This window comes from uncultured Gimesia sp., from assembly GCF_963976445.1.
In the GTDB taxonomy this organism is placed as follows: Bacteria; Planctomycetota; Planctomycetia; order Planctomycetales; family Planctomycetaceae; genus Gimesia.
This window is the reverse complement of sequence record NZ_CAXBKP010000026.1, coordinates 78,730-102,822: the sequence shown is the minus strand read 5'-3', so window position 1 is coordinate 102,822 and position 24,093 is coordinate 78,730. Positions and strand designations below refer to the sequence as shown.

General features: G+C 49.0%; 18 protein-coding genes, 1 tRNA gene and 1 other RNA gene. 13 read left to right on the top strand and 7 right to left on the bottom strand.

Features of this window, described 5'->3' with window-relative positions; all coding sequences use genetic code 11:
* Positions 1–116: 116 nt before the first annotated feature.
* Positions 117–1,679: a thiamine phosphate synthase gene (locus tag AAC022_RS22230; protein WP_339734583.1), complete on the bottom strand. Its 1,563-nt coding sequence runs from the start codon at positions 1,677–1,679 to the stop codon at positions 117–119.
* Positions 1,680–2,284: 605 nt separating this feature from the next.
* On the opposite strand from AAC022_RS22230, the gene AAC022_RS22225 reads away from it, so the two are divergent.
* Positions 2,285–4,828: an ATP-dependent Clp protease ATP-binding subunit gene (locus AAC022_RS22225; RefSeq protein ID WP_339734581.1), complete on the top strand. Its 2,544-nt coding sequence runs from the start codon at positions 2,285–2,287 to the stop codon at positions 4,826–4,828.
* A gap of 121 nt (positions 4,829–4,949) precedes the next feature.
* Positions 4,950–5,651, top strand: a complete 702-nt coding sequence (locus AAC022_RS22220; RefSeq protein WP_339734579.1) for a class I SAM-dependent methyltransferase — start codon at positions 4,950–4,952, stop codon at positions 5,649–5,651.
* A 111-nt stretch (positions 5,652–5,762) separates the two neighbouring features.
* On the opposite strand, the gene csrA is transcribed toward AAC022_RS22220, so the two are convergent.
* Positions 5,763–5,993 (bottom strand): carbon storage regulator CsrA, encoded by a 231-nt coding sequence (csrA, locus tag AAC022_RS22215; protein WP_339734577.1) that lies wholly within the window; start codon positions 5,991–5,993, stop codon positions 5,763–5,765.
* 654 nt (positions 5,994–6,647) lie between these two features.
* Here csrA and AAC022_RS22210 point away from each other — a divergent pair.
* Complete coding sequence (locus tag AAC022_RS22210; RefSeq protein WP_339734575.1) at positions 6,648–8,543, top strand: carbon starvation protein A; 1,896 nt, start codon at positions 6,648–6,650, stop codon at positions 8,541–8,543.
* A 1,289-nt stretch (positions 8,544–9,832) separates the two neighbouring features.
* Here AAC022_RS22210 and AAC022_RS22205 read toward each other — a convergent pair.
* The gene (locus AAC022_RS22205; protein ID WP_339734573.1) at positions 9,833–10,822 is read right to left on the bottom strand and encodes a hypothetical protein; all 990 of its coding nucleotides are present in this window, start codon (positions 10,820–10,822) and stop codon (positions 9,833–9,835) included.
* Positions 10,823–11,476: 654 nt separating this feature from the next.
* Between AAC022_RS22205 and AAC022_RS22200 the strand changes: the two genes are divergently transcribed.
* The gene (locus AAC022_RS22200; protein WP_339734571.1) at positions 11,477–12,778 is read left to right on the top strand and encodes a S8 family serine peptidase; all 1,302 of its coding nucleotides are present in this window, start codon (positions 11,477–11,479) and stop codon (positions 12,776–12,778) included.
* A 311-nt stretch (positions 12,779–13,089) separates the two neighbouring features.
* Here the strand turns inward: AAC022_RS22200 and AAC022_RS22195 are convergent, their stop codons facing one another.
* The gene (locus AAC022_RS22195) at positions 13,090–14,328 is read right to left on the bottom strand and encodes a hypothetical protein (protein WP_339734569.1); all 1,239 of its coding nucleotides are present in this window, start codon (positions 14,326–14,328) and stop codon (positions 13,090–13,092) included.
* A gap of 156 nt (positions 14,329–14,484) precedes the next feature.
* Between AAC022_RS22195 and AAC022_RS22190 the strand changes: the two genes are divergently transcribed.
* The 3 genes from AAC022_RS22190 to AAC022_RS22180 all read left to right on the top strand — a co-directional run bounded on the left by AAC022_RS22190 (position 14,485) and on the right by AAC022_RS22180 (position 16,057).
* Positions 14,485–14,772, top strand: coding sequence for a hypothetical protein (locus AAC022_RS22190; protein WP_339734567.1), 288 nt, complete (start codon positions 14,485–14,487; stop codon positions 14,770–14,772).
* Between the two features lie 83 nt (positions 14,773–14,855).
* Complete coding sequence (locus AAC022_RS22185; RefSeq protein ID WP_339734565.1) at positions 14,856–15,542, top strand: hypothetical protein; 687 nt, start codon at positions 14,856–14,858, stop codon at positions 15,540–15,542.
* An 80-nt stretch (positions 15,543–15,622) separates the two neighbouring features.
* Positions 15,623–16,057, top strand: a complete 435-nt coding sequence (locus AAC022_RS22180; RefSeq protein WP_339734563.1) for a hypothetical protein — start codon at positions 15,623–15,625, stop codon at positions 16,055–16,057.
* Between the two features lie 403 nt (positions 16,058–16,460).
* Here the strand turns inward: AAC022_RS22180 and AAC022_RS22175 are convergent, their stop codons facing one another.
* On the bottom strand, positions 16,461–17,666 hold the full coding sequence (locus AAC022_RS22175) for a hypothetical protein (RefSeq protein ID WP_339734562.1): 1,206 nt from the start codon (positions 17,664–17,666) through the stop codon (positions 16,461–16,463).
* A gap of 156 nt (positions 17,667–17,822) precedes the next feature.
* Between AAC022_RS22175 and AAC022_RS22170 the strand changes: the two genes are divergently transcribed.
* From AAC022_RS22170 to AAC022_RS22160, 3 genes are all read left to right on the top strand, one after another.
* The gene (locus AAC022_RS22170) at positions 17,823–18,110 is read left to right on the top strand and encodes a hypothetical protein (RefSeq protein WP_339734560.1); all 288 of its coding nucleotides are present in this window, start codon (positions 17,823–17,825) and stop codon (positions 18,108–18,110) included.
* Between the two features lie 83 nt (positions 18,111–18,193).
* Entirely contained in the window at positions 18,194–18,871 is a 678-nt protein-coding gene (locus AAC022_RS22165; protein WP_339734558.1) for a hypothetical protein, read from the top strand.
* Positions 18,872–19,128: 257 nt separating this feature from the next.
* A tRNA-Leu gene (locus tag AAC022_RS22160) sits at positions 19,129–19,213 on the top strand.
* A gap of 129 nt (positions 19,214–19,342) precedes the next feature.
* Here the strand turns inward: AAC022_RS22160 and AAC022_RS22155 are convergent.
* The gene (locus AAC022_RS22155) at positions 19,343–19,786 is read right to left on the bottom strand and encodes a hypothetical protein (RefSeq protein WP_339734556.1); all 444 of its coding nucleotides are present in this window, start codon (positions 19,784–19,786) and stop codon (positions 19,343–19,345) included.
* Between the two features lie 265 nt (positions 19,787–20,051).
* Positions 20,052–20,429, bottom strand: an RNA gene (rnpB, locus tag AAC022_RS22150) — RNase P RNA component class A.
* A gap of 175 nt (positions 20,430–20,604) precedes the next feature.
* Here rnpB and AAC022_RS22145 point away from each other — a divergent pair.
* The 3 genes from AAC022_RS22145 to AAC022_RS22135 all read left to right on the top strand — a co-directional run bounded on the left by AAC022_RS22145 (position 20,605) and on the right by AAC022_RS22135 (position 23,936).
* On the top strand, positions 20,605–21,108 hold the full coding sequence (locus AAC022_RS22145; protein ID WP_339734554.1) for an FHA domain-containing protein: 504 nt from the start codon (positions 20,605–20,607) through the stop codon (positions 21,106–21,108).
* 34 nt (positions 21,109–21,142) lie between these two features.
* Positions 21,143–22,297 (top strand): ribosome small subunit-dependent GTPase A, encoded by a 1,155-nt coding sequence (gene rsgA, locus AAC022_RS22140; RefSeq protein ID WP_339734552.1) that lies wholly within the window; start codon positions 21,143–21,145, stop codon positions 22,295–22,297.
* Positions 22,298–22,487: 190 nt separating this feature from the next.
* The gene (locus AAC022_RS22135; RefSeq protein WP_339734550.1) at positions 22,488–23,936 is read left to right on the top strand and encodes a right-handed parallel beta-helix repeat-containing protein; all 1,449 of its coding nucleotides are present in this window, start codon (positions 22,488–22,490) and stop codon (positions 23,934–23,936) included.
* Positions 23,937–24,093 lie beyond the last annotated feature (157 nt).

Below are 24,093 nucleotides of genomic sequence, written 5' to 3'. Positions count from 1 at the left end.
CCGTACGCACGGTGGTGTGGGAGGACGGGGGGAGAAATCCCCCCTCCTACCCGATGAATATGAGCAAATTCGATAGATTCGTGGTGTGGCAATGATTCGCTTACGCAGTGATCATATCAGCTTGGAAATTGTTCCCGTAAAACGCTCGTGATCTGGCCAGGATGTTCGTGGCCACAAATAGCACTGCTGACTGCCACACGTTGGGCGCCCGCTTGAATCGCCTGTTCGAAATTGTCTGCGTTGATGCCTCCAATGGCAAACCAGGGGAGTGTGATTTCGGCAGCAACCTGTTTCACGAACTCCAGACCCGCATATTCGTGTTCTGCGAAGGTTTTGGTAGTGGTGGGGAATGTGGGGCCAACGCCGAGGTAGTCGGCTCCATCCAGCACGGCCTGACGAGCCTGTTCAATATTATGCGTAGAGACACCAATCATTCGTTGTGGCCCGACTATTTGTCGGACCTCCCGCACTGGTAATTCATCCTGGCCAACATGTACACCGTCAGCGTCGATCGCAACAGCGAGGTCCGGTCGATCATTCATGATCAGAATCGCTCCTGCGGCGCGGGTCCACTCGCGGACGTGTTTGCCATGCTCCAGCAGCTGGCGGTCTGTCATTTCTTTTTCGCGAATCTGGACGATACCGACGCCCGCAGCCAGCGCTTCGCGAATGGCAGGGCCAGAACCATGATGGCATAATGATTCGGAGGCGAGCAGATACAGCCGGCAGTTTTCCAGACGGCGTTGATTATGTACACACGACAGAATACTTTTTTCCAAAGTATAAAGTGAATAACGCATCTGTTTAAATAAAGCGGCTGCTTCCACAGAGATCAGTTTGCCGAACTCTTCCAGGGTGCGCGTCGCTTCCTGCACGCGTTTCAAATTTGCCTGCAGCAGATGTTCCATTGACTGCCGTTCAAATTCAGATGTGGTGCTAATGCTGGTACCCACATCGTGGAGTGTATCGCGGCTGGCGATCAGTGAATCCTGTCCGATAAATTTGAGCGCCTCTACCAATTGGTGACGGGAGTTTTTTAACAGTTCCATCAAATGCGCGTCGTCGAGTGAAAAGCGGAGGTAATCTTCAATCACGCGCAGGCCTTCCCGCAGGCGGTTGGCAGCAGCGTCGATAGTTCTGAACGTATTCGTCTGATCGCTGGCCGTGGTGGGAACCACTCGAAATGCGAAGTCCACGTTGATTGGTTCTGCTGAATGACGTTGCTGGATGTTGAGGGCTTGTTCGATCGCCTCTGTTGTGATTGTTCCCTGCGAGCTGAGCCAATCGGAGTGTTCGCCAGATGTGGTCAGCAAGCCCCATAAAAGATGCTCACTTCCGATTTCGGTGGGAATATCCGCTCGGCGGGATTGTTCCAATGCCTGGTTCAAAATTTCCCGCAGCGCAGGGAAATGATGCATCGCCTGTGAGAGCTCAAGCGGTTGATTGGTGGATTCCGAGTCTGGTGTGACTGGTTCCTCGGGTAGTCGGATTGGGAATTGGTCCAGGATCATCGCCAGTTCAATTTGATGGGCCAGCATTAGCTCAGCGGCCCGTGATTCTTCAAAGGCAAGTGCTGCCAGCAAGTGGATAGCAGCCAGCTCTGATGCATCTGAACTTCGCGCAATTCGCTCGGCTTCTTTTAATGCACGCTGGGCTCCTGCTGTCAGTAAATGTTGCATAACGGTCTGGGTTTTTCTTGAAACGATCGTTGGTAGTGGGACACATTCTTTGTCCGTTGAGGGAAATCATGCAGTCAACAGGTTAACCGATTAAAGGCTAATCTTGCTACAATGAGGTGTGGGGACTAGAATTACAATAACTGCTTTTGTGGATTGTGTCGATTTTGCGGCTTTGGCAGGGTGGTGATTCCCTGTGTGATCCTGTATGAATCAGAATGTCCTACCCGGAACAACGAGTCGCCTCGAATTCAGGAGTGTTAAGATGGGTAGAATATTTTAGTAAGTTGTGGCGTTTCAGTGACTTCCTTTCACGATCTGGTAGTAGTTTTGGGAAATTCCTCGACGTTTTTTGGTGAGTAACGTATTATTCGTAGAAGCCTTTCCTAAAAGAAACAATTTTCGTTTCAAATAGTGATGTTGTTTAAAGATGTACAGGTCTTCAAATGGCATTTTTGGAATAAATTAAGACAAATCAAATACGGTTCCATTTTTAGAATAGTTTGGGAGAATTGATTTCTGCGTTTGAAGCATTCAGTTTCAAAGCAGAGTCACAGTGTTCATCCAAAAGTGCCCGACATAACACAGGGCCATAGGAGAAACAAATTATGTACGAGCGGTTTACAGATCGAGCTCGAAAAGTGATGCAGTTGGCCAACCAAGAGGCTCAACGCTTCAATCACGAATATATCGGGACCGAACATATCCTTTTAGGATTAGTCAAAGAGGGTTCAGGGGTTGCAGCCAATGTGCTGAAAAATCTGGACGTGGATTTACGAAAAATCCGTTTGGAAGTTGAGAAGATTGTCCAATCCGGACCAGACATGGTCACGATGGGTAAGCTGCCTCAAACACCTCGGGCGAAAAAAGTCATCGAGTATGCGATGGAAGAAGCGCGGAATCTGAACCACAATTATGTGGGGACCGAGCATCTGTTGCTGGGCTTACTGCGTGAGCAGGATGGCGTTGCCGCTCAGGTTCTGATGAACCTGGGGCTGAAACTGGAAGAAGTACGCGAAGAAGTTCTCAATCTTCTGGGCCATGGCCTGGAAGGGGGCGAAGCTGGCGAACGGACACCAGGAACAGGCAGTCAGAAAGCCAGCAAAAGCAAGACTCCCGCATTGGATAGTTTTGGTCGCGATCTGACCGAACTGGCCAAGCAGAAAAAGCTGGATCCAGTAATTGGTCGTGCTAAGGAAATTGAACGCGTCATTCAAATTCTCTGTCGCCGACAGAAGAATAACCCGGTTTTGCTGGGTGAAGCAGGCGTTGGTAAAACTGCGATTGTCGAAGGTTTTGCTCAGATGGTCATCAACGGGGAAGTTCCTGACTTGCTCCGTGATCGTAGAATCGTGGTACTGGACCTGGCGATGATGGTTGCCGGCACGAAATATCGTGGTCAGTTCGAAGAGCGCATTAAAGCGGTCATGAACGAAGTCCGTCGTGCAAAGAATACGATTCTGTTCATCGACGAATTGCACACCCTGGTGGGAGCCGGCGGTGCGGAAGGTGCGATTGATGCATCCAACGTATTGAAGCCCGCTTTGAGCCGTGGCGAATTGCAGTGTATCGGTGCAACAACACTCGATGAGTACCGTAAATATATCGAAAAAGATAGCGCTCTGGAACGACGTTTCCAGAATGTGATGGTGGAACCACCAACAGACAAGCAGACAGTAGAAATTCTGCGTGGTCTGCGGGAACGCTATGAAGAACATCACAAAGTTCAGATTACCGATGATGCTTTGGAAAAAGCAGTCGAATTGTCATCACGTTATATCACCGGCCGTTGTCTTCCAGACAAAGCCATTGATGTGATTGATGAAGCGGGTGCTCGTATCCGTCTGAAATCAATGGTCCGTCCTCCCGATTTGAAAGAACTGGAGGAAGAAGCAGAACGGCTGAATCAATCCAAGGAAGAAGCTGTTGCCAACCAGGATTTTGAACTCGCAGCAAACCTGCGAGATCAGGCCGATAAGCTCAAGAAACGCAAAGAGTCTTTGACTCAGGAATGGCGTGAAAAATCCAAAGAAGTCGATGGCGTGGTGGACGCAGAAGTTGTGGCTGAAGTGGTCGCTAAAATTACCGGCGTACCGTTGACCCGTCTGTCCAGTGAAGACACCGTGCGTCTGTTGAATATGGAAGATGAACTGCATCAGCGGGTCATCAGCCAGGACGAAGCCATTAAACAGGTTTCCAAAGCCGTGCGTCGTAGTCGTAGTGGGTTGAAAGATCCCAAGCGACCAATGGGTGCGTTTTTATTCTCTGGTCCGACCGGGGTTGGAAAAACGTTACTCGCGAAAACGCTGGCAGAATTCATGTTCGGTGATGAGTCGGCTTTGATTCAGATCGACATGAGTGAATACATGGAGAAGCACAATGTCAGTCGTTTGATTGGTGCACCTCCGGGATATGTCGGCTTCGAAGAAGGCGGACAGTTGACGGAAAAAATTCGTCGTCGGCCTTACGCGGTTGTGCTGCTCGATGAAATTGAAAAAGCACACCCCGATGTCTTCAACATGCTGTTGCAGATTATGGAAGAAGGCCATTTGACCGATAGCTTTGGTCGTAAAGTCGACTTCAAGAACGTGGTTCTGATCATGACAACGAATGCCGGTGCTCAGGGTATGGCTCATGGGGATGCCTTTGGTTTCCGCAAAGCCGATGATGACACCAGCTACGAAGCCATGAAGCGTAACCTGATGCATGATCTCCAGAAAGAATTCAAGCCGGAGTTTCTGGGACGTCTTGATGAAGTCGTTGTGTTCCGCAAACTGACACGCGAAGAATTGAAGGAGATCGTGGACATCGAACTTGGCAAGGTACTTAGTCGTTTGAAAGAGCAGGGGGTCACCCTGGATCTGACCGACGAATCACGCGAATTTATTATCGACAAAGGTTCCGAAGGCGGCGAACTCGATTACGGTGCTCGTCCGCTGCGTCGTTCAGTGGAACGGTATATCGAAGATCCGCTCGCAGAAGAATTACTGCGTGGTGCCTTCGAAGGTAAGAATAAAGTGCTGGTCAGAGTCACCGAAGTCGGCGATGAAAAACGGCTCGAATTTGATACCTCTTTCGAAGCAGAAACAGAAGAACTGGAAACCGTTGGTTCAGTTGAAGGCGATGGTGGATCTCCGGAAGTAGAAGCCTGAGCTTCAACTTACGAGTTTGAAATTTAAAAAATGAAAAAGAGCCCTCATCATACAAAGTGAGGGCTCTTTTTTTGTTGTAAAGCCGTTTCTGATTTAACCCTGATGGGGAAGGAGACCGAATATGATTCCGCGTCAACTCGAACCAGAAGTCATGGATACGCGCGAGGAAGCGGCCGACTATAACTCAATGGATCACGGTGACATCAATCGATTGTTTGCAGAGGCGGTGTTGGAATTGATCGCCACACATCAAGCGAAATGCAGTGGCTCGGCCGATGCGAATGATCTGACCGTTCTTGATCTGGGAACCGGCACCGCCTTGATTCCGATAGAACTTTGCCGGCGGAATGAACGGCTCAAAATCGTAGCGACCGATCTGGCGACGGAAATGCTGCATGTGGCCGAAGGGAATCTGCAGCGGGTGGGGCTGAGAGATGTCGTGACTTTAGAGCGAGCAGATGCAAAACAGCTGCCTTGTGCCGATCATTGTTTTGACGGCGTGATCTCAAACAGTCTAATTCACCATGTACCCGAACCCGGGAGTGTGTTCCACGAAATGGTTCGCGTTGTCAAACCAGAAGGATTTCTGTTTGTACGCGACCTGCTGCGGCCGGACTCGTCTGCAGAGTTGGATCGCCTGGTCGAATTATATGCCGGAGAGGCAAACCCGCATCAACGGCAGATGTTTCATAATTCATTGCACGCGGCACTGACGTTAGACGAAGTGCAGGCGTTACTAAAAGCATGTGGGTTGCCACCGGGTACAGCGCAAATTACCTCGGATCGCCACTGGACGGTCTCTGTGAAAGTTCGGCCGGTATAAAAACAGGGGGAAGTTTGACTTCGTATCAAACTTCCCCCTGCGACTCATTCAATTAATCTTTAATTGAAACCTGGCCATGTCCCGTGTGTCGAACGACTTCGTTGTCGCAGATCACTCGCTGGCATTTTTAGTCGGCGATTGAGATGAAGGACGACGCGCTTCTGATTCTTTCATCGCGTTTTCGCGTTGAATCGCATCGTATACTTCTTGACGGTGCACTGGAATTTCTGTTGGTGCCTCAATTCCTAGCCGTACCTTATCACCCCGAATATCGACAATAGTAATGACAATATTGTCTCCGATGATAATGCTCTCGTCGCGTTGTCTCGACAATACAAGCATCGTAGTAACTCCTTCCGTAGATCTTATGTTCTGGGCCAATGAGGTGATATCTGAAGAGGCGACAAACCTCTTATCGCTTTGAATTAAAGTTTTGTCACCTGTTGTATATTCGAATGTAAGTAAAACAAATTAGTCCGGAAAAGAGAGGCTTAAATCGGTGGCGACTCTGGTGTTCAGCCTCACCAGAGATCGAGTACGATTTGTTGCAAAAACTCCCTTACCGGCAATGACCCACATCCCTGCATGTTTTAGTGAGTTCCTCGTGGGTACTACCTACATCGACGTTTTGTGTCCGAGTATGATCATTAAAATGGGTTAAATGACGTCATTGAGAGAAGATGGGTTCTGCCATGCGGGATGTGTCGGGTGTGTCGATTGTGTCGGCGGGAGGCGATTATGGGCAATGTAAACGGTTCTAATGTATAGTTTTTCGCGTTGTGAGCAGGCATCTCGGGCAACTTAATTGCCAATTTATGGGTAGATGTATAATCTGTAATAAGCGCTCTGGTTTTCTGCATTGTACTTACGTGTGATCTGTTGGTCGTGTCAAAGTCAGGTCAGCCGCTGCAATTCGAATCGAAGTCGATCCGAAACTAAATTGTAATAGTCAGCCAGTTTAGCTGGTTCAAAGTAAGATGCTGGAGTAGAAAACGAATGGCCACACTGTTGATCGCTGCGGGAGCTTTTATAGGTTACATCATTGCCTACCACACATATGGAAAGTGGCTTTCACAAAAAATCTTTAATGTCGACGGTGACGCAGAAGTTCCCAGTAAACAATTGCGCGATGATGTCGATTTTATTCCTACAAAAAAGGAAGTCATCTTCGGTCATCACTTCACCAGTATCGCAGGGACCGGTCCGATTGTGGGACCGGCGATTGCCGTCTTCTGGGGCTGGCTGCCGGCACTGTTATGGGTATTATTCGGTTCGATTTTCGTTGGCGCCGTACATGACTTTGGCGCACTCATTGTTTCATTGCGCAATCGCGGACAGACCGTAGGTGAAGTCGCCGGTCGCTTGATTGCACCACGGACGCGGATCTTATTTCTGTTGATTTTGCTGATGTCGCTGACTGTCGTGCTGGCAATATTTGGTCTAGTGATCGCGATTATTTTCGCAATGCATCCGGAAACCGTCATCCCCGTCTGGATCACGATGCCCATCGCCATTGTCATTGGTCTGATGGTGTATAAACAAAATTCTGAATTACTCGTTCCTTCACTCATTGCGTTGGTCATTGTTTACGCCTCGGTCTATCTGGGGGCTTACTACTGGCCAGTTGATATTGCCACCATGTTCAACATCCCTGTGATGGGGGAATTCCCGAATACGGTGATTCTCTGGACATTCGTGTTATTAGCGTATTGTGCCGTCGCATCAGTCTTGCCGGTCTGGTTGTTACTGCAGCCACGCGATTTTATCAACAGCCACCAACTCGTCCTGGCGCTGGGCCTGTTACTGATTGGAGCCATTGTTTCCGGAGCGACCGGGCAGGCCGACCTGATGCAAAGTGCACCTGCCATCGCGACGAATATTCCTGCCGACGCACCGCCGATCTGGCCGTTTTTATTCATCACCATCGCCTGCGGTGCCTGTAGTGGATTTCATTGTCTCGTCAGCAGTGGTACCAGCAGTAAACAAGTTGAATCCGAACTGGATGCCCAATACGTCGGCTACGGTGCCATGCTCCTTGAAGGGGGCTTGGCGGTCATTGTAATTCTCGCCTGTTGTGCGGGTGTGGGTATGGGCGAATTTTCGCGAATTGGTGAAGGCGCCGCTTATAATTATCAACCGACCATGGTGGCAGGCACGGAGACCCAGCTGACAGGAGTCGCTGCCTGGGAAACCCGCTATGATTCCAGTAAAGGCTGGGGTGCGTTTGGCCTGAAAGACAAGGTCGGAGCTTTTATTCATGGCGGTGGGAACTTTCTGACATCGCTGGGAATTCCTCTCAAATTGGGTATCAGTATCATCGCCGTGCTGGTGGCGAGTTTTGCTGCGACAACGCTGGATACCGCCACACGATTGCAGCGATACGTCATCCAGGAACTGGCGGCGACCATTCATATCAAACCGCTCACCAATAAGTATGCCGCCACCGGCTTGGCAGTCTTCCTGGGCGGAATGGTGGCGATGATGCCCGCGAATGCAACCGCAGGACCGGGCAGTGGGGGCTTGATTCTCTGGCCGCTGTTCGGTGCCACCAACCAGCTCTTGGCCGGGCTCGCGTTTATGGTCATCGTGTTTTATCTCCGCCGCCGCAATAAACCATTCATATTTGCACTCGTGCCGATGATTGTGATGCTCATCATGCCCGCCTGGGCCATGCTCTGGAATATGTTCAACAGCGGAACCGGCTGGTATTACAATCCTGAAAAGCAGCATCTGTTCCTGTTTGGCATCGCGGTGATCGCACTTCAGATCTGGATGATGTTCGAAGGCTTGCTCGTCTGGACGAAGTCCAAAGGGCATCTGGAAGAGCAACTGCCGGCACTGTCTACAATTCGACCTGCTGTCGCTACCACTTCTGCGGGTGGCTCGAATTAGGTTGAAACGAAAACAGTTCACTCCGCCCGTTGCCGACAGAATGTGCTGACGGTGCGTGCAGTGATACCTGAATAAACTGGACTGGATGACAACCCGCCGCTCGCCATGATATGTGTTATAAGCATCGGGCGCGCGAGTGAGTACGGGAACATCGCGAACTGATTCCAGAGGAGTACTATCAAAGCCTCTGGTTTCAGAGCGATTTTCAAAAAACCTGCTCAAACACGTCCTATTGTTCATAACGCTTCGAGCGACATTCATCAGCCATCGCAAGTACATGAAGGGGCATCGTGAGGGGTTCACAAGGCGATCACGCATCAAAAAAATCGTCATTTCTTTAACTCCCTGCTACTGCAGAAAAGGACCAATGCGATCCAGGCAACCAGCGTGTGAATTCACCATTTCACAGGTAGGGGCGCAGACCCATGTGTCCGCCGGCTGGAGGCAAGATTTTAAAATCCAATAAACCGATTCCATCCTACAGGATAGATTCGAGAGTCCAGAGATAAACATCACGCAGCATCGATTCCCTTTGAGCAGCATCGGAAAAATGAGCGACCAATGATTTCACCCAGATCACTTAGGTAAAATCAGTGGGTAGGCCCGGATGCACATCCGAGCGCAGCGCGCAGGAAATTGTCAGAGAACACGTATAGTTTTATCACACGAAACCCCACCGAGAGTCATGGATGCCGGATGGTGATACAGTAATATCATATCTCACTCACCGTGTGCCACGGCTCGGCTTGTCCGGCCGTGCAAAGCAATTCACGTTTACCCAGCTATTAAAATGTAGGGGTCGACCCATGTGTCGACCCGCCTGGAGAGATACAACCAGATATTGCCCTGCAAAGGGAACCTGAAAAATCATTCGCACATTAAAAAAACCAACCCGAACCCAGCGGGCGGACACATGGATCCGCCCCTACCTCAAAACACGTTCGACAGGTTAGCCTGGTATCGAACCGACACCGTCGGACAAGCCGAGCGGTGACACACGGTGAGTCTGAACTGAAGTTCGAATCGCAATTCAAGCAGCAGCGCTCACTAGTTATTTCTACCACGAAAATCACACATCAAGTGAGCGGAATGGCGCTATCCACTGGTAATGAGAAACAGTGTGTTTTTTGAAAACGGCGGCTTGTGCCGTACCGCTCAGGTCTTTGAACCACGCGATATGAATCAATGAAGTTGACAGGAGGAGCGAACATTAAAATAAGACCGGTCCGAGCGCAGCGAGTAGGAGGTCTCTTTCGAGTCATGATCAGAAATCGTGGAATGGAAATGGATCAGGTCTCTTGAGGTGACCCTTTGCCTGCGGAAGAGTCCTCACTATTTTTCGGTCTAATTTTCGGCGCGGGTTTCCCGATACGCAATGAATACAGGGAGCTTTGGATTTTTTCTTGCGCCGCTTTTGTCAGGTTATCCTGTTGTCGGGCCCAGCTCAGATGTCGTCTCAGGACCTGCTTATATTCAGAATCTCCCTCATTCATTCCCGGACCGTTACCAAAATGAAGACCGTGGCGAAACGCTTTCCCTTTTCCCTCGGCAAGCAGTTGAATCGTATCCAGAAATTCGGCAACAATGCCTTGTTCTTTCAGGGAATCAAGGATCGATGTTCGTACTTCAAAAAGGGGGGCATTCAGCAGGTTTTGCTTCACGATTTGAAGGCACTCCTGATCTCCAATCTCCAATAGTGCCGGGTTCATGCGGCAACGATCGCTCCACGAGGAAACCTGGTTAACATTCTTGATCAGAAACGCCTTATAGCCAGCGAGATACTTTTGTTTGTCCAACTGATATAACAGTGAGTAAGCTTCAAAGCGATAGCCGGCATCGAGCAGTTTGTCTGACGAGATGTTCTCTAGAAACGCAATGTAATCGTCTTGACCTGACTCAGGTGGTGTCAGACAACGCAGCAACAGCGGAACCTGGTTTTGCCGATACAAACTGGCAATTTCCGGACCAGTTAATCCACACTGTTTGAGTAGCCGAAGAACGTCATGATCCAGCCCCATTTTGGCATGATAGATCTGTAGAATGTTCTCAGGGTTTTTGATTTTGATTTTTCGCCAATGAAATTCGTCCAACGTAAATTCAATGATGGCAGCCAGCAGTAGATCGTTCGTCTTCCGGTAAGTCTCTACATCGATGAGTTCGACATACCGCTCATAGCTGAGTGGTGCTTTGGGGATGCCATAGTGTTTGTTTTCTGGTCGACAGCAGACTTCTGTTTTGTTTCTTCCGCAGAAACCGTCTCCAAGTGATAACTGACACAACACAAAACCAGCAATTGATAACAGCAGGCACGATTAGGCATTCGAATTCTCTTTTCACGCTCAAAGTGGCCAAAAAAACACTTGGTAGGTGAGCGGAGTATATCAATCAAAATCCAGGCAGAGAACCCCGGATTGTAACGGTCAGTCATCGACTTAATTGCGTGATTGATTTGGAGATTGCGCGAAGCGATCTTCGAGCAGTCTTGACGTGGGGGATCTGTTAAGACTGCACCCCTGACAACAGTCTGGCCTGCTTTCGCTGAGAGTGATCAAAATAAGAGAACGACCGAGATTACCTTGCCGATGATCATTGTCCGTTTAAGTGACAACAAAAAATTCTCTTAATATTTCTTATGGTGATATCGCAGTGCCTCTAAAAACTAACACGCGTCCCATCGATGAAATATCCTACAGAGCAAAATTCGAAGTTTCCAATTTGATTAGAAACTATGAATCGACTTGATCAGTGTGGAGACTGCTTTGCGGTATTTCTTATAGTGGCAGGGATTCGGGAATGAATCTGCAAAACGGTGCTGGAAAAAATCACAAAGGATTCGTTAAGCACGCTAGCGAATACTAGATTGAGAGAGTCGTTTAAAGCAATTGATTTCAATAAGTGCTTCCATTGTTAAGCGACGACCGCTTCAAGCAATCTTGACTAGCCTGGAAGAATTCGGGTTAAGTATTTCATTCTCTGTCCTGCTCTTCGGCACATCGTATATTGTTAGAAATTTTTCTTGTGATTTGTTAGAGGACAGGATAATGGTTTTAAAAAAGTACATCGTATTGCGTACTGAAACTCCTTTCGTACCATCGTTTGATAACTTGGGGGTCAGTCACTTAGGTGCTAGTATTCTTGGAGCAGCTCCACGAAATCTTGAAGTTGAAGAGGCAGAATTAACCCAGGCGGAACGGGCTGATTTGAGACGAGATCCAACAACGATGGCTGTGGCAGAGTCGATGCCCATGAAGCTGATAGAACCTGTCGCATTTGGAGACAGTGCTGAGCCAATGAGTTCAAATATTACGTGGGGGATCAAAGCTGTTAATGCAGATCAATCACCTTTCTCTGGGGCAGGGATAACCGTCGCCGTTCTTGATACCGGAATTGATCCGACTCATCCAGCGTTTCAAGGTGTCAGCCTGGTACGTAAGAATTTCACATCCGAGACCGACAATGACTTGGTCGGACATGGTACGCATTGTGCCGGCACGATTTTTGGACAAGATGTCAACAATATCAGGATCGGTATTGCGCGGAATGTACGAAAAGCTTTAATTGGTAAAGTGCTCGGTCAAGGTGGTGGATCTTCTGCAATTATTGCCAAAGCGATTCAATGGGCAGTGAATGAGGGTGCGCATGTGATTTCCATGTCATTGGGGATCGATTTTGCAGGGTTTGTAAAATTTCTGATTGAAGAAAGAGGATTGGCCATAGAGCCCGCAACTTCAATTGCCCTGGAGCAGTATCGGGCGAATGTGAATCTATTTACTGAATTGGCTGATTTTGTGCGGGCTCAAGGTAGTTTTCTGCAAGGCTCTGTAATCATTGCAGCGTCCGGTAATGAAAGCGATCGTCCTAACTATGAAATAGGAGTGGCTCCACCTGCTGCTGGAACCGGTGTCATTGCAGTTGGAGCGCTGGAAGAAACGCCGAATGGTTTTGGTATTGCACCGTTTTCGAATAATCAAGTGAATATCTCTGCCCCGGGAGTGAATGTCGTTTCTGCGTTCTTGGGAGGGGGGCTCAGATCTTTGAGCGGAACAAGCATGGCAACTCCCCATGTTGCTGGAGTTGCCGCCCTTTGGGCTCAGAAGCAGTTAGATGAATCCGGACGCGTAAACAATGAGGCTCTGGCCTCAAGGTTAATAGGTAGTGGAAATCGATCTGTTTTGGTACCGGGAGCTGAAGCAGAAGATACAGGCACAGGAATCGTCCAGGCACCTGTCAGTTGAGAATAGAAAAAAACAATCGTCGGATACTTCTCCTGTTTGTTTTCTAGATCAACGCAGATTATGTAAGGCAGCCCCTATTCGGAACAGCGGTCATTTTTCCTGAGTAGTATAAATAAGATTGTTAATCTTGACTTCAAATCGCTGTTCTGAAAAGGGGTTTTCGTTTGTTCTCTCTTTTCTCTCTCAAGGTGGCCCAAACACTTGGTAGGTGAGCGGAGTCTATCAATCAGATTCCAGGCAGAGAACCTCGGGTTGTTTGCCTGGAATTTTAGAAAGGGAGAAAGCTTCATAACGGATAGCAGCGGAATGGCTTATTTGTCTTGTGCTGGTTTGTTTGCTTCAAACGGACCTTGTACTGAGCCGAATGAACGTGGTTCGAATGAATTCGTGAAATTATTCGAAATCACCTGTAACGACGCCAGGATTTTCCGTTTTGTCTGTGGGCTTAAGGTTTGATTCTTCTTGGCCCAGTTGAGATAGGTCTCCAAAGATTCAGCCAGGATATTCTCGTCCGGCTGATGCCTCCGCATATTGGGGTAGGGCTCAAGCCTGCACTTCTCAGCTTTTCCCAACGATAGGAGATGAATAGTGTCTATATATTCGACGAATTGATTTTGTCGCTTAAGTTCACGCAGGAGAAACTGCCTTACTTGTGCAATGGGATCGTTCAATAGTGCATGATTGACTGCCTCAACAGATTCATGATCTCCGATGCCGACAAGCGCTGCATACATTTGGCAACGATCAAATCGATCGGGGAGTTGATCAAGATTCTCGAAGATAAAATTTTTATAGCCCGCCAGATGCGTGGGCTTATCTGCCTGATATAGTTGTGTGAAAACAACAAAGCGCTGCGCGGCATCGATCTTTTGATCAGCCAGAAGGTGCTCCAGAAACGCTTTGTAATTGCCCTGCCCCGCCTCTGGTGGTGTCAGATAATGGAATAGCAGCGGATCCTGGTATTGTTGATACAGGTCGGCAACCATCCGGCTGGTTAACCCTCGGCCTTTAAGTGTCCGCAGGACGAGACTGTCCAGCCCCATTTTGGCGTGATAGACCTTGAGGAAGTCCTCGGGATTTTTGATTTCGAGCTTTTCGTTCCGAAAATCTTCCAGCGTAAACTGAATGATCGCAAACAGCAGCGGATCTTTGGTCCGTTGATAGGTTTCCACATCAAGAAAAGAGACATAGCGTTCATAGCTGAGGAGGGCTTTGGGGGTGCCATAACGTTTATATTTTGATTTGGTCCGGTAACGGTTATTATCGACCCAGGAAGAGGAGAGCCAGCCATGCACGTCTTTGCGTTGCCCCATCGAGTAAACCTGGCCTGGGTGACCGTCGTTATTGTATGGTTTGCTCAGTTTGCTGACCGGATAAGCCCCGAGTTCATAAAGGATTTCCTTATACGACTCGGAAGGGATTTTCTGAGAAGCAGCCGGAGCAGCAGTTTTTTCGGCACGTTCCCGCTCCGTTCCCGTTGGCTGGGATTGAGAACTACATCCCAGTGTGCACAGGAGCAAAATGATCAAAACACGATGCGTTAGCAGCATATGAATTTTCCAAATTGACGATGGAATGAGAGGAACTAACAGTTAGTATAAGAGAGTCGACAAAGTATGTCACTCTTTTTTAAAAATGCTCTTAAGCTCTTATTATCGAACAAGTATGAAATCCGCTTGGCGATCTCTCCTGGCTGATTCTCTAATATGGTACAAGAATTCCAGCGTCAAAATACGATGGCTGATCTCAAAAGTAAACGATTGATTTACCTCAAAGGGTTTCTATTTCTGGTCATCCTGCTGTTTGCGCTGGGGCTGATTGTTTTTGAGACGCGCTCCTGGCAGATCACGGTTCTGCTGTTGTTAGTCGTCTGGTCCTCGGCCCGGCTCTATTATTTTATGTTTTATGTAATCGAAAAATATGTCGATCCCGGCTACCGCTTCGCCAGCATTGGTTCCTTTCTGCAATATCTGTTTTCGAAGAAACAAGATTGAACTGTAAGTATCTTTGGCGAATTCGGTGCTCTGAGAATCAAGGTCGAACGTGTTATATGAAAACACTTCATAAGATGCTGATAATGTTAGCTCTACTCCCTGGTTGCGGTGTGTCGGAAGAAAAACCCCCTGTGAAACCAGAGCCGGAACAAAAACGTCTTTTTAAGCTTCCGGAATTAAAAGAAAAGGGTTCTGCTAAGATGACCAGGAAGCTAGACGCGGAACTGCTCAGAGAAATCGACTGGCATGTCCGCGCGGGGTTTTACGACAAGTCTGATCTGATGCGCATTATTTGTGAAGAGATCTATGCACAGGAAGACATCGATGAAGCATTAGTCTCGGCGACCATCGATTCCCAACTGGCGGCACTGGAAGAAAAAAAGAAAACCTGGCCCGCCGTCACCGACTGTGATCGTCTCGATTCTGTCTTTGCCGCTTTGAACAAACGGGGCATTATTGCGCTGCAAAACGCAGGAAATACACAGAGTGACGGGTATGAAGATTTCCGCTATGACTATGAAGAACACCCTGATTCAGCATCTGTCGTGGGATATTGTTTCTATCACAAACAGGATCTAGAGCTGGTGGTGAGTGATGGTCTGCTCTATCTGGCTTTCGGGCCCGTCGATCCGAAAGAAGAAGAGGCAAAGGGGCTTGAGGTAGGAAATATGGTTCGGGAAGAACTGCAGAAAGCCGGCTTGAAGGTCGAATGGGATGGAACCTTTAACGAGCGGCTGAAGGTGCAGAATTTCGTGTGGCAACGACGCTAACCCGTGGTATTCGGGAGGTTAAGTAAACCAGCGCGGTCAGAGCATCACGGCAGATCGAAGATGAATGAGGCTTGAAGTCGATGCGCGTCTCCCATGGCACCGTTGACGTTCTCGCGTGTGCCATAGAGATATTCGACTCCCACCTTGACGCGTTCCAGCGGGCTCCAGATCAGATTGGCGGACAGGTAGGTTGTCTGGTCGACGTCGTTGGGGTTGCGTTATTTGCCGGAAAAGATGTGCTGCACAAGCAAGGAACGCATCTCAAAAAACTCAGTCCGATCAAAGTCATCCGTGTGTTTTACCAGGCCGTAACGAGAATTGCCTGCCATGCTCAACAATGGGCGCCATTAACCGACCTGCTTTCGCAGTCCGTACTCGCCGTCGAGAAAAGGCCGAATCACAGAAAAGCAAACCGGGGGCATCCGTGTAAAAAAAGAAAACCGCAATGCGGAAAACCGAACCTCATTCAAGCAACAATGGAGCAAAAAAGACTGGCGAAATTCTATCTTGAATAAAAGTCGTTACCCGCGTTGGGTGGCACTGTTGGCTTGCCAACAGTGATCAGGGAAAACCAGTGATACAAGGGGCGGTGCCTGTGTGCCTGCCCGCCTTTTAGCCTTTGATCGTTGATGGCGCTTTGATGGAAGCTGTGGAAGCACTCACCGTGTGCCACGGCCCGGCTCGTCCGGCCGTGCAGATCAATTCACGCTGACCCAGTTATTAAAATGTAGGGGTCGTCCCATGTGTCGACCCGCCTGGCGAGATGCAACCAGTTATAGCCATACAAATGGAACACAAAAAACATTCGCACGTGAAAAAAACAACCCGAAACAGCACCGCCGGGCGAGGCTCAAACCAGATCTGACTTAATCAGGACCACCACGAAAACAATGTGATCCATGCCAATCTCTCAGTCCCCTACCTGCCCAATCCCCTGAGCCCCGACGCATCCCGCCGCTCCTGTTTTTTCGCCTCCAGGGTCGCGCGGGCGTGCTGAATTTTCTGCACTGTCTCTTCAGAGAGATCCCGCTTATTCGACACAAACAGTAGTCCTTTCAGGATGTGATACATTTCGGTCTCTCCCACATCCATGCCCGGACCGTTTCCATAATGCCAGACACGACGGCACTCTTTGGCCTTCTCCTCGGCCAGCACCTGAATCGGATCCAGAAACAGGTGCTGTAGATCTAGTTCTTTCAAATCCCTGAGGATCGATGTGCGCACATCATAAATCGGATCCGTGACCAGGCTGCGCCGTACCACGGCAAAACAGTCTTCGTCCCCCAGCTTCAGCAGGGCCTCGTTCATGAAGCAACGGTCTAACACGTCAGGCGTCTGCTCGGTCTGTTTAATCAGAAACGCTTTGTAGCCACTGCGATACTGTTCCTGGTCCCACGCATAGAGCCGCTTGTAAGCCTCGAAACGGTGGCCGCCGTGCAGCCCTTTGTCTGATGAGATCTGCTCCAGAAACCGGATGTGATTCTCCTGTTCCTTCTCAGCCAGCGACAGACAACGTAGCAGCAGAGGAACCCGATAGCGTTGATAAAGACGAGCCACGTCGGGGCCGGACAATGCTTCGCTTTTAAGTTGCCACAGAAATTTATGATCCCATTCCTTGCTGGGTTGGTAAACACTCAGAATCGCACCCGGAGTGGGGCTCTTCACTTTTCGTTCATGTAACTCGTCAAAAACAAATTGAATGATGCTGTGCAGTAGCGGATCTTTGGTATTCTGGTACGTTCCAATATCAATCAAGGAAAGATAGCGTTGATAAGGGAGCGCCGCTTTCGGAATTCCATAACGCTTTTTTTCCGACGCGGTCAGATGACCTCCCTTGCGAACTCTCTCCGGTGGCAGCCAGCCATGCACGTCTTCCCGAGTTCCTTTGGAGTAAACCTGGCCTGGGTGTCCGTTGTTCCAATAGGGTTTTGTCAGTTTGCTGACCGGAAAGGCCCCCAGTTCGTACAGGATCTCCTCATACGACTCGGAAGGGCTTTTCTGTGAAACAGCCGGAACAGCCGCTGTTTCAGCATGGTCCTGCTCCGTTTCCGTTGGTTGGGAATGAGAACTACACCCCAGTGTGCACAGGAGCGAAATGACCAAAACACGGTGCGTTGGAAGCATATGAATTTTCTAAATTGACGATGGAATGAGAGGAACTAACAGTTAGTATAAGAGAGTCGAGAAAGTATGTCACTCTTATTTTAAAATGCTCTTAAGCGCTTACTATCGAACAAGTATGAAATCCGCTTGGCGATCTCTCCTGGCTGATTCTCTAATATGGTACAAGAATTCCAGCGTCAAAATACGATGGCTGATCTCAAAAGTAAACGATTGATTTACCTCAAAGGGTTTCTATTTCTGGTCATCCTGCTGTTTGCGCTGGGGCTGATTGTTTTTGAGACGCGCTCCTGGCAGATCACGGTTCTGCTGTTGTTAGTCGTCTGGTCCTCGGCCCGGCTCTATTATTTTATGTTTTATGTGATCGAAAAATATGTCGATCCCGGCTACCGCTTCGCCGGCATTGGTTCCTTTCTGCGGTATCTGTTTTCGAAGAAACGAGATTGAACTGTAAGTATCTTAGGCGAATTCGGTGCTCTGAAAATCAAGGTCGAACGTGATATATGAAAACACTTCATAAGATGCTGATAATGTTAGCTCTACTTCCTGGTTGCGGTGTGTCAGAAGAAAAACCTCCTGTGAAACTAGAGCCGGAAAAAAGACGCCTCTTTAAAACTCCGGAATTAAAAGAAAAAAGTTCCGTGGACATGGGCAAACAACTGGACGCGGAACTGCTCAGAGAAATCGACTGGCATGTCCGCGCGGGCTTTTATGATAAGTCCGATTTGATGCGCATTATTTGTGAAGAGATCTTCTATGAACGGGAAGACATTGATGAAGCGTTAGTCTCAAAGGCCATTGATTCTCAATTTGCGACACTGGAAGAGAAAAAGAAAACCTGGCCTGCCGTCACCGACTGTGATCGGCTTGATTCTGTCTTCGCCGCTTTAAATAAACGGGGCATTATCGCGTTGCAGAACGCAGGCAATACACAGAGTGACGGTTTTGAAGATTCTCTCTATGAGCTTGAAGAACACCCTGATCCAGCATCGGTTGTGGGATATTGCTTCTATCACAGCCAGGATCTAGAGCGTGTTGTGGGTGGATATGGATTGTATCTGGCCTTCGGGCCCACTGGTCAATCAAAAGGGAAAGAAATTGGAAATATAGTTCGTGAAGAACTGCAGAAAGCTGGATTGAAAGTCGAATGGGACGGGACCACTAATCAACGGTTGATTGTGCGGGATCTGGTCTGGCAACGACGTTGAGTCGAACTCTTTCCGCCGCGTGTGGAATCAGATTTTGTAAGAACAGAGTAGGAACCTGTTTGAAGCAATATTTCTCAAATCAGCTGGGCTAAAATTTCAAGGATCTGTGACTGGTAAAAAGTGCGAAAACTATTTAGTATACCTGCTTCCCCCGCGGCACCTCTGAGATTTGCCAGCAAATATTCAGGATTCTGTGTCACGTACATTTGGTTTTGGTTGACGTAAGTTGCTGATGTCAAATGGGATGGAGAAAACAGGCCCAAGTGGCGGAATTGGCAGACGCGCTAGATTCAGGTTCTAGTATCTGTAATGGATGTGGAGGTTCGAATCCTCTCTTGGGCATTTTAAAATCAAAGGACTCAGAGCAAATCTGCTCTGAGTCCTTTTTTCATGCGCGGTTCAAAAAATAACCCCTGGTCGAGTGGGACTCGACCAGGGGCATTGCTAGCTGGTTTACCTTTTTATGACGTCTTAGCGATTGTAACGCCAGTTGTTATTGTGGTTGTAACGGTCGTGATCATGTCGATCATAGCGGCCATTGTCGTACCGATTTGAGTTAGACGGGTACGTGTTATGGCTCGTTCGAGCTCGGTAAGTGTAGTCGGTAAACAGTGGTTTCGACCAGGAGTTACTGTAGAGACTGTTGAGTTTATTTGTCAGCGAGTTGTAAGGTCGCGTGGCTTGGTTGTAAGGTCGTGTGGTCCGATGGTTGTTATTCAGGTAGTTTCGGCTGTTGTAAACCGAATTACTATACTTCCGGTTATAGTTGCTGGCAGTGTGGTCATTGTAACGTGAATTAGATCGTGAGTTATAATAGTCACTGGTGCCGCAGAATGGGGTGGCAGCAAATGAAGTGTTGCTGACCAGGGTAACGGCTGCCAAAGCTGCGATTGCGAGTGTGAAGTTTTTCATCATTATCTCCCTTAATGTGTTTGTTGTTTAAAAGTGGCTTACTTGTCGTTGATGAAAGAGTATTAAAGCACGTGCCGTGCCATAAAATTGACGATTGTCTGTAAGTCGATATATATAAAGGAGATATGAGTTTTTGTGTGTCGCTAAGATAATCTGGAGTGTTGTCAAAAGTGCAATAAAACGGAACAATTTACAATCAAATTGACAATGAATGGCCTCGACGAGTGTTGTCAAAAAGATTTATTCGGGGGGCGAGAAAAAATCAATAAGCGGGAGTAAGCCGATAAGCCGGGTTATGTCGAGAGTGGCCATTTATCTGGGACAGCAGTTGCCTGCTGCCTCGCGCGACCGACCCGAGAGTCATACCGGATCGGGCCGATCCGTGCCCTGGCGAACCAGGACTGCTCTCTGCTTGGTCTTGCACCCGGTGGGGTTTACCTAGCCAAGCCGGTCACCCGGCCTGCTGGTGCGCTCTTACCGCACCGTTTCACCCTTACCTGTCTGGCGAACCAGACAGGCGGTTTGCTTTCTGTTGCACTTTCCCTATCCTTGCGGACGGTGGGAGTTACCCACCACCGTGCCCTGTGGAGCCCGGACTTTCCTCCACGAATTCCGGAGAATTCGCAGCGACCACTTAGCCGACTCCCGCTATTGAACAGTCCAGTATAGGGGAAGAGGATTGATTGAACTATCCCCAAAATCTGACTTTTCTTTATATATAGAGGGTTTATAATGTCTGGCCAGCAGTATAGATTAATCATGTGCGGGCAATCGAAGCGATTTCGGTCAAGATCACACAATAGAGATATCAGGAATTTAGAATGTTAGGTGAATTAAACCCTTGTGGAGGTGGCGACCCGATCCCGTTGCTTTCTGAGGTTTTACTGATCGGCCGCCGCAGTCGGTGCGATATTACATTGCAATTTCCCAATGTCTCTTCGCATCATTGCCAGCTGGAGTTCCTGAAGGGATACTGGCGTGTGCGAGATATGAACAGCCGCAACGGAATCAAGGTCAACGGCGATCGGTGTGAAATGAAGTGGTTGCTTCCCGGAGACAGGCTTTCGGTTGCCAAGCACGAATTTGAAATCAATTATACTCCTCAATCCGATGAACCGCCGCCGGAAGAAGAAAATCCATTTGAGATGAGTCTGATGGAGAAAGCGGGTCTCACGCGACCGGAGAAACGTCCGGAACGTCCGATGGCACCTCCCGCTCAGAAGCCGAAAGAGATTGTGCTGCCCAAAGATGAATCGGCAATGACCGATGAAGAATTGGGTTTGAAATTTCTGATTGATCTGGACGACGAGGATAGTTCATCATGAATTTCAATTTGACGGTGATGGAACCGGAACTGTAGTGGCTAAGAAAAAAGGAAAAAAGATCCGGGTTGCGTTTAAGAAAAATCGCCAGCGAAAGGTCCGGAACAATAAGCTCTCCAGTCATCGGGTGGATGAGCAGATCGATTCGCAGTACATGGACGCTTCTGAGCGTTTGACGGGCAAAGGTGATCTGACGCGACACCGCACTGTGATGGGTGTGGAGCAGGAGACCAAAGATGGGACGTCGATTGTCATCGACATCGACGAAAGCGTCTGTATTAAGGGACGCGTGATTCGATCGCAGGGATTGAATTCGGTAGTACAGGTGGAAGATGGGCGTCGACTTGATTGCACAGTGCGGCGGCTGGTTCGCACGATGGCCCGCGATGACCGTAACGCCGTCGTTGCCGGCGATCATGTTTTGGTCAGGCCGGAAGGGGACGAAAATCAGGCCGTCATCGAACGCGTGGAGCCGCGGCACTCTTATCTTTCACGGGGCAGCAATCGTCGCGAACATATTCTGGTAAGTAATATTGACCAGGCCGTGATTGTCGTTTCCGCCGCCGATCCGCCACTCAAGCCTTCACTCATTGATCGGTTCCTGATCAGTTCGGAAAAAGGGAATATTCATTCCATTATCTGTATCAACAAAATCGATCTGGTGGACCCGATCGAGTTTCAACCGTTGATTGGCGTGTATGCTCAGATGGGGTACGACATTGTTTTAACGAGTGTCCTTGATGGTACGGGCATTGGTCGACTGCGATCCTTGCTCAAAGGAAAGCAGTCGGTTTTTTCCGGTCAAAGTGGCGTGGGCAAGTCATCGTTGTTGAATCAGATCGACAGCCGGTTGTTGTTGGAGACGGCCGAGATCAGCCAGGAGACTCGCAAGGGGCGGCATACGACGCGCTCGGCGGTATTACTGGAAATTTCCAGCGGGGGCTGGGTAGTCGATACGCCGGGCATTCGCCAATTAGAGTTATGGGATGTGGCTTCGGAAGAGGTCGAAGGTTACTTCCGTGAATTCCATGCGTGTGTCCCGCAGTGTCGCTTCCCCGATTGTTCGCACACACATGAAGCAGACTGTGGCGTGAAGCGTGCGGTGGACAATGAATTCATTTCTCGGCAGCGCTATCAGAGCTATTTGAAAATCATCGCCGGCGATGAGCCACGCCCCGTGTATCATCAGTAGTCAGCTAAATGGCTGGTTGCGTTGAAGCTCGGCGAGCGGCTCTTGCTAATTTCTCATACGCAGCGGTTGATCCCTCATTGCGAGTTGCTTAGACTCAAGAGACTGTTTTATAAGGTTCGTTAATTATTGAGCCTGCTAATGGTGTCTTTGAGTTCCTGCCTGAAAACCTTCTGTATTGAAAGTGATTTCCATGAAATCCAAAATCCTCTCCACGTTTTGTTTTGTCACACTGGCCATGGTCGGTCTTTATCTGCTTTCTCCTGCTGATTCTCATCGCGTGTTAAGCCAGGAACAGACGCAGGGCGGCGGTCAGTCGGCGGGCTGTAAGACAGTTCTGGATTATGGTGCGCGGGGCGATGGAAAAACAGATGACACGGCTGCGATTCAAAAGATGGTGGATGCGTCTGTTGGTTCATTGCGGTTTCCGCGGGGCCGCTATCGGTTCACGAAACCGATCGTGATTGATCTCACCAAAGTAGGGCCGACATCTATTTCAGGAGATGGAACCGCAACGATCCTCATGGAAGGGGCGGGACCGGCGTTTCATTTTATTGGCACACACAATGGAACTGCCAGCCCGAAAACTGTTCAGCCGGTCGTCTGGGAAAAAGAGCGGACGCCGATGGTGGACGGCATCGAAATCGTCGGCAAGCATCCCGAAGCCATTGGGATCACCGCCACCAAAACGATGCAGCTCACAATCACGCGACTGGTCGTGCGCAACGCCCTGCATGGGATTCATCTCTTTGAACGCAACCGGAATGTGGCGATTGACGACTGTCATCTGTATCAGAATGAAGGGGTCGGCATTTATCTGGATAAGTTGAACCTGCATCAGATCAACATTTCCGATTCCCACATCAGCTACAACAAGCAGGGGGGCATCGTCGTCCGCGAAAGTGAGATCCGCAACATTCAGATCGGCAACTGTGACATTGAAGGTAACATGGGCGAGGACACGCAGCCGACCGCGAATATTCTGTTCGATATCTCGAAAGGCTCACTGCGCGAAGGGGCGATCTTCGGTTGTACGATTCAGCATACCAACAACGCTCCCGATTCCGCCAACGTGCGGTTTATCGGCAATGGTCCCCAGGACCCGCGGAAGGTGGGTAACTTTGCAATCGCCGATAATTCGATGAGTGATGTCGCCGTCAATATTCACCTGAAGCACGCTCGCGGCATCACCATTACCGGCAATACATTGTGGCAGGCGTACGAACATAGTTTGCTGGTTGAAGATTCTTCTTACATCGTTCTGGGGGCAAATCTCCTGGATCGCAACCCGGACTATCGAGCCAAAACAAAAAACGCGAACGTCTTCAAAGACTGTAGTGATTGCACCCTGAATGCGTTGAATATCAAGTCAACACAGGGAGTCGCCGCCGGTTTGGTTATTGAGAATTGCGAGCGGATGAATATCACGAATTGCTCAATTCGCGAGTGCGAGCACGGCGGCATCTTGCTAAAGAATGTCAGACAGTCCCGCATTTCCGACTGTCTGATTACTGAAGCCGTTGGTGACTTTGCCATTCGCGTGACTGGCGGACAACAGAATCAGGTGACCGATAATTTGGTGTCAGGGTCTGTGGAAATTGATCCCGGTACGGCAGCGACGAATAATTTAATCCTGGAGTAACCACGTATTTTCAAAGTTACTTAAGGTCGTGTAGGGGTAGACCCATGTGTCTACCCGCGGAGTTGACATGGCTTGCGTGGTGCCGTTGGGAGCTTTTCTCCGGTTCCATTCGAAGTCTGAATTGAGATTGCACATCACCAGGCGGGCGGACACATGG

What these genes read in the sequence shown, in the direction of transcription:
- AAC022_RS22230 (WP_339734583.1), bottom strand. Translation starts at nt 1,679, where the DNA reads ATGCAACATTTACTGACAGCAGGAGCCCAGCGTGCATTAAAAGAAGCC.
- AAC022_RS22225 (WP_339734581.1), top strand. Translation starts at nt 2,285, where the DNA reads ATGTACGAGCGGTTTACAGATCGAGCTCGAAAAGTGATGCAGTTGGCC.
- AAC022_RS22220 (WP_339734579.1), top strand. Translation starts at nt 4,950, where the DNA reads ATGATTCCGCGTCAACTCGAACCAGAAGTCATGGATACGCGCGAGGAA.
- csrA (WP_339734577.1), bottom strand. Translation starts at nt 5,993, where the DNA reads ATGCTTGTATTGTCGAGACAACGCGACGAGAGCATTATCATCGGAGAC.
- AAC022_RS22210 (WP_339734575.1), top strand. Translation starts at nt 6,648, where the DNA reads ATGGCCACACTGTTGATCGCTGCGGGAGCTTTTATAGGTTACATCATT.
- AAC022_RS22195 (WP_339734569.1), bottom strand. Translation starts at nt 14,328, where the DNA reads ATGCTGCTAACGCATCGTGTTTTGATCATTTTGCTCCTGTGCACACTG.
- AAC022_RS22190 (WP_339734567.1), top strand. Translation starts at nt 14,485, where the DNA reads ATGGTACAAGAATTCCAGCGTCAAAATACGATGGCTGATCTCAAAAGT.
- AAC022_RS22185 (WP_339734565.1), top strand. Translation starts at nt 14,856, where the DNA reads ATGTTAGCTCTACTCCCTGGTTGCGGTGTGTCGGAAGAAAAACCCCCT.
- AAC022_RS22180 (WP_339734563.1), top strand. Translation starts at nt 15,623, where the DNA reads ATGCGCGTCTCCCATGGCACCGTTGACGTTCTCGCGTGTGCCATAGAG.
- AAC022_RS22175 (WP_339734562.1), bottom strand. Translation starts at nt 17,666, where the DNA reads ATGCTTCCAACGCACCGTGTTTTGGTCATTTCGCTCCTGTGCACACTG.
- AAC022_RS22170 (WP_339734560.1), top strand. Translation starts at nt 17,823, where the DNA reads ATGGTACAAGAATTCCAGCGTCAAAATACGATGGCTGATCTCAAAAGT.
- AAC022_RS22165 (WP_339734558.1), top strand. Translation starts at nt 18,194, where the DNA reads ATGTTAGCTCTACTTCCTGGTTGCGGTGTGTCAGAAGAAAAACCTCCT.
- AAC022_RS22155 (WP_339734556.1), bottom strand. Translation starts at nt 19,786, where the DNA reads ATGATGAAAAACTTCACACTCGCAATCGCAGCTTTGGCAGCCGTTACC.
- AAC022_RS22145 (WP_339734554.1), top strand. Translation starts at nt 20,605, where the DNA reads ATGTTAGGTGAATTAAACCCTTGTGGAGGTGGCGACCCGATCCCGTTG.
- AAC022_RS22135 (WP_339734550.1), top strand. Translation starts at nt 22,488, where the DNA reads ATGAAATCCAAAATCCTCTCCACGTTTTGTTTTGTCACACTGGCCATG.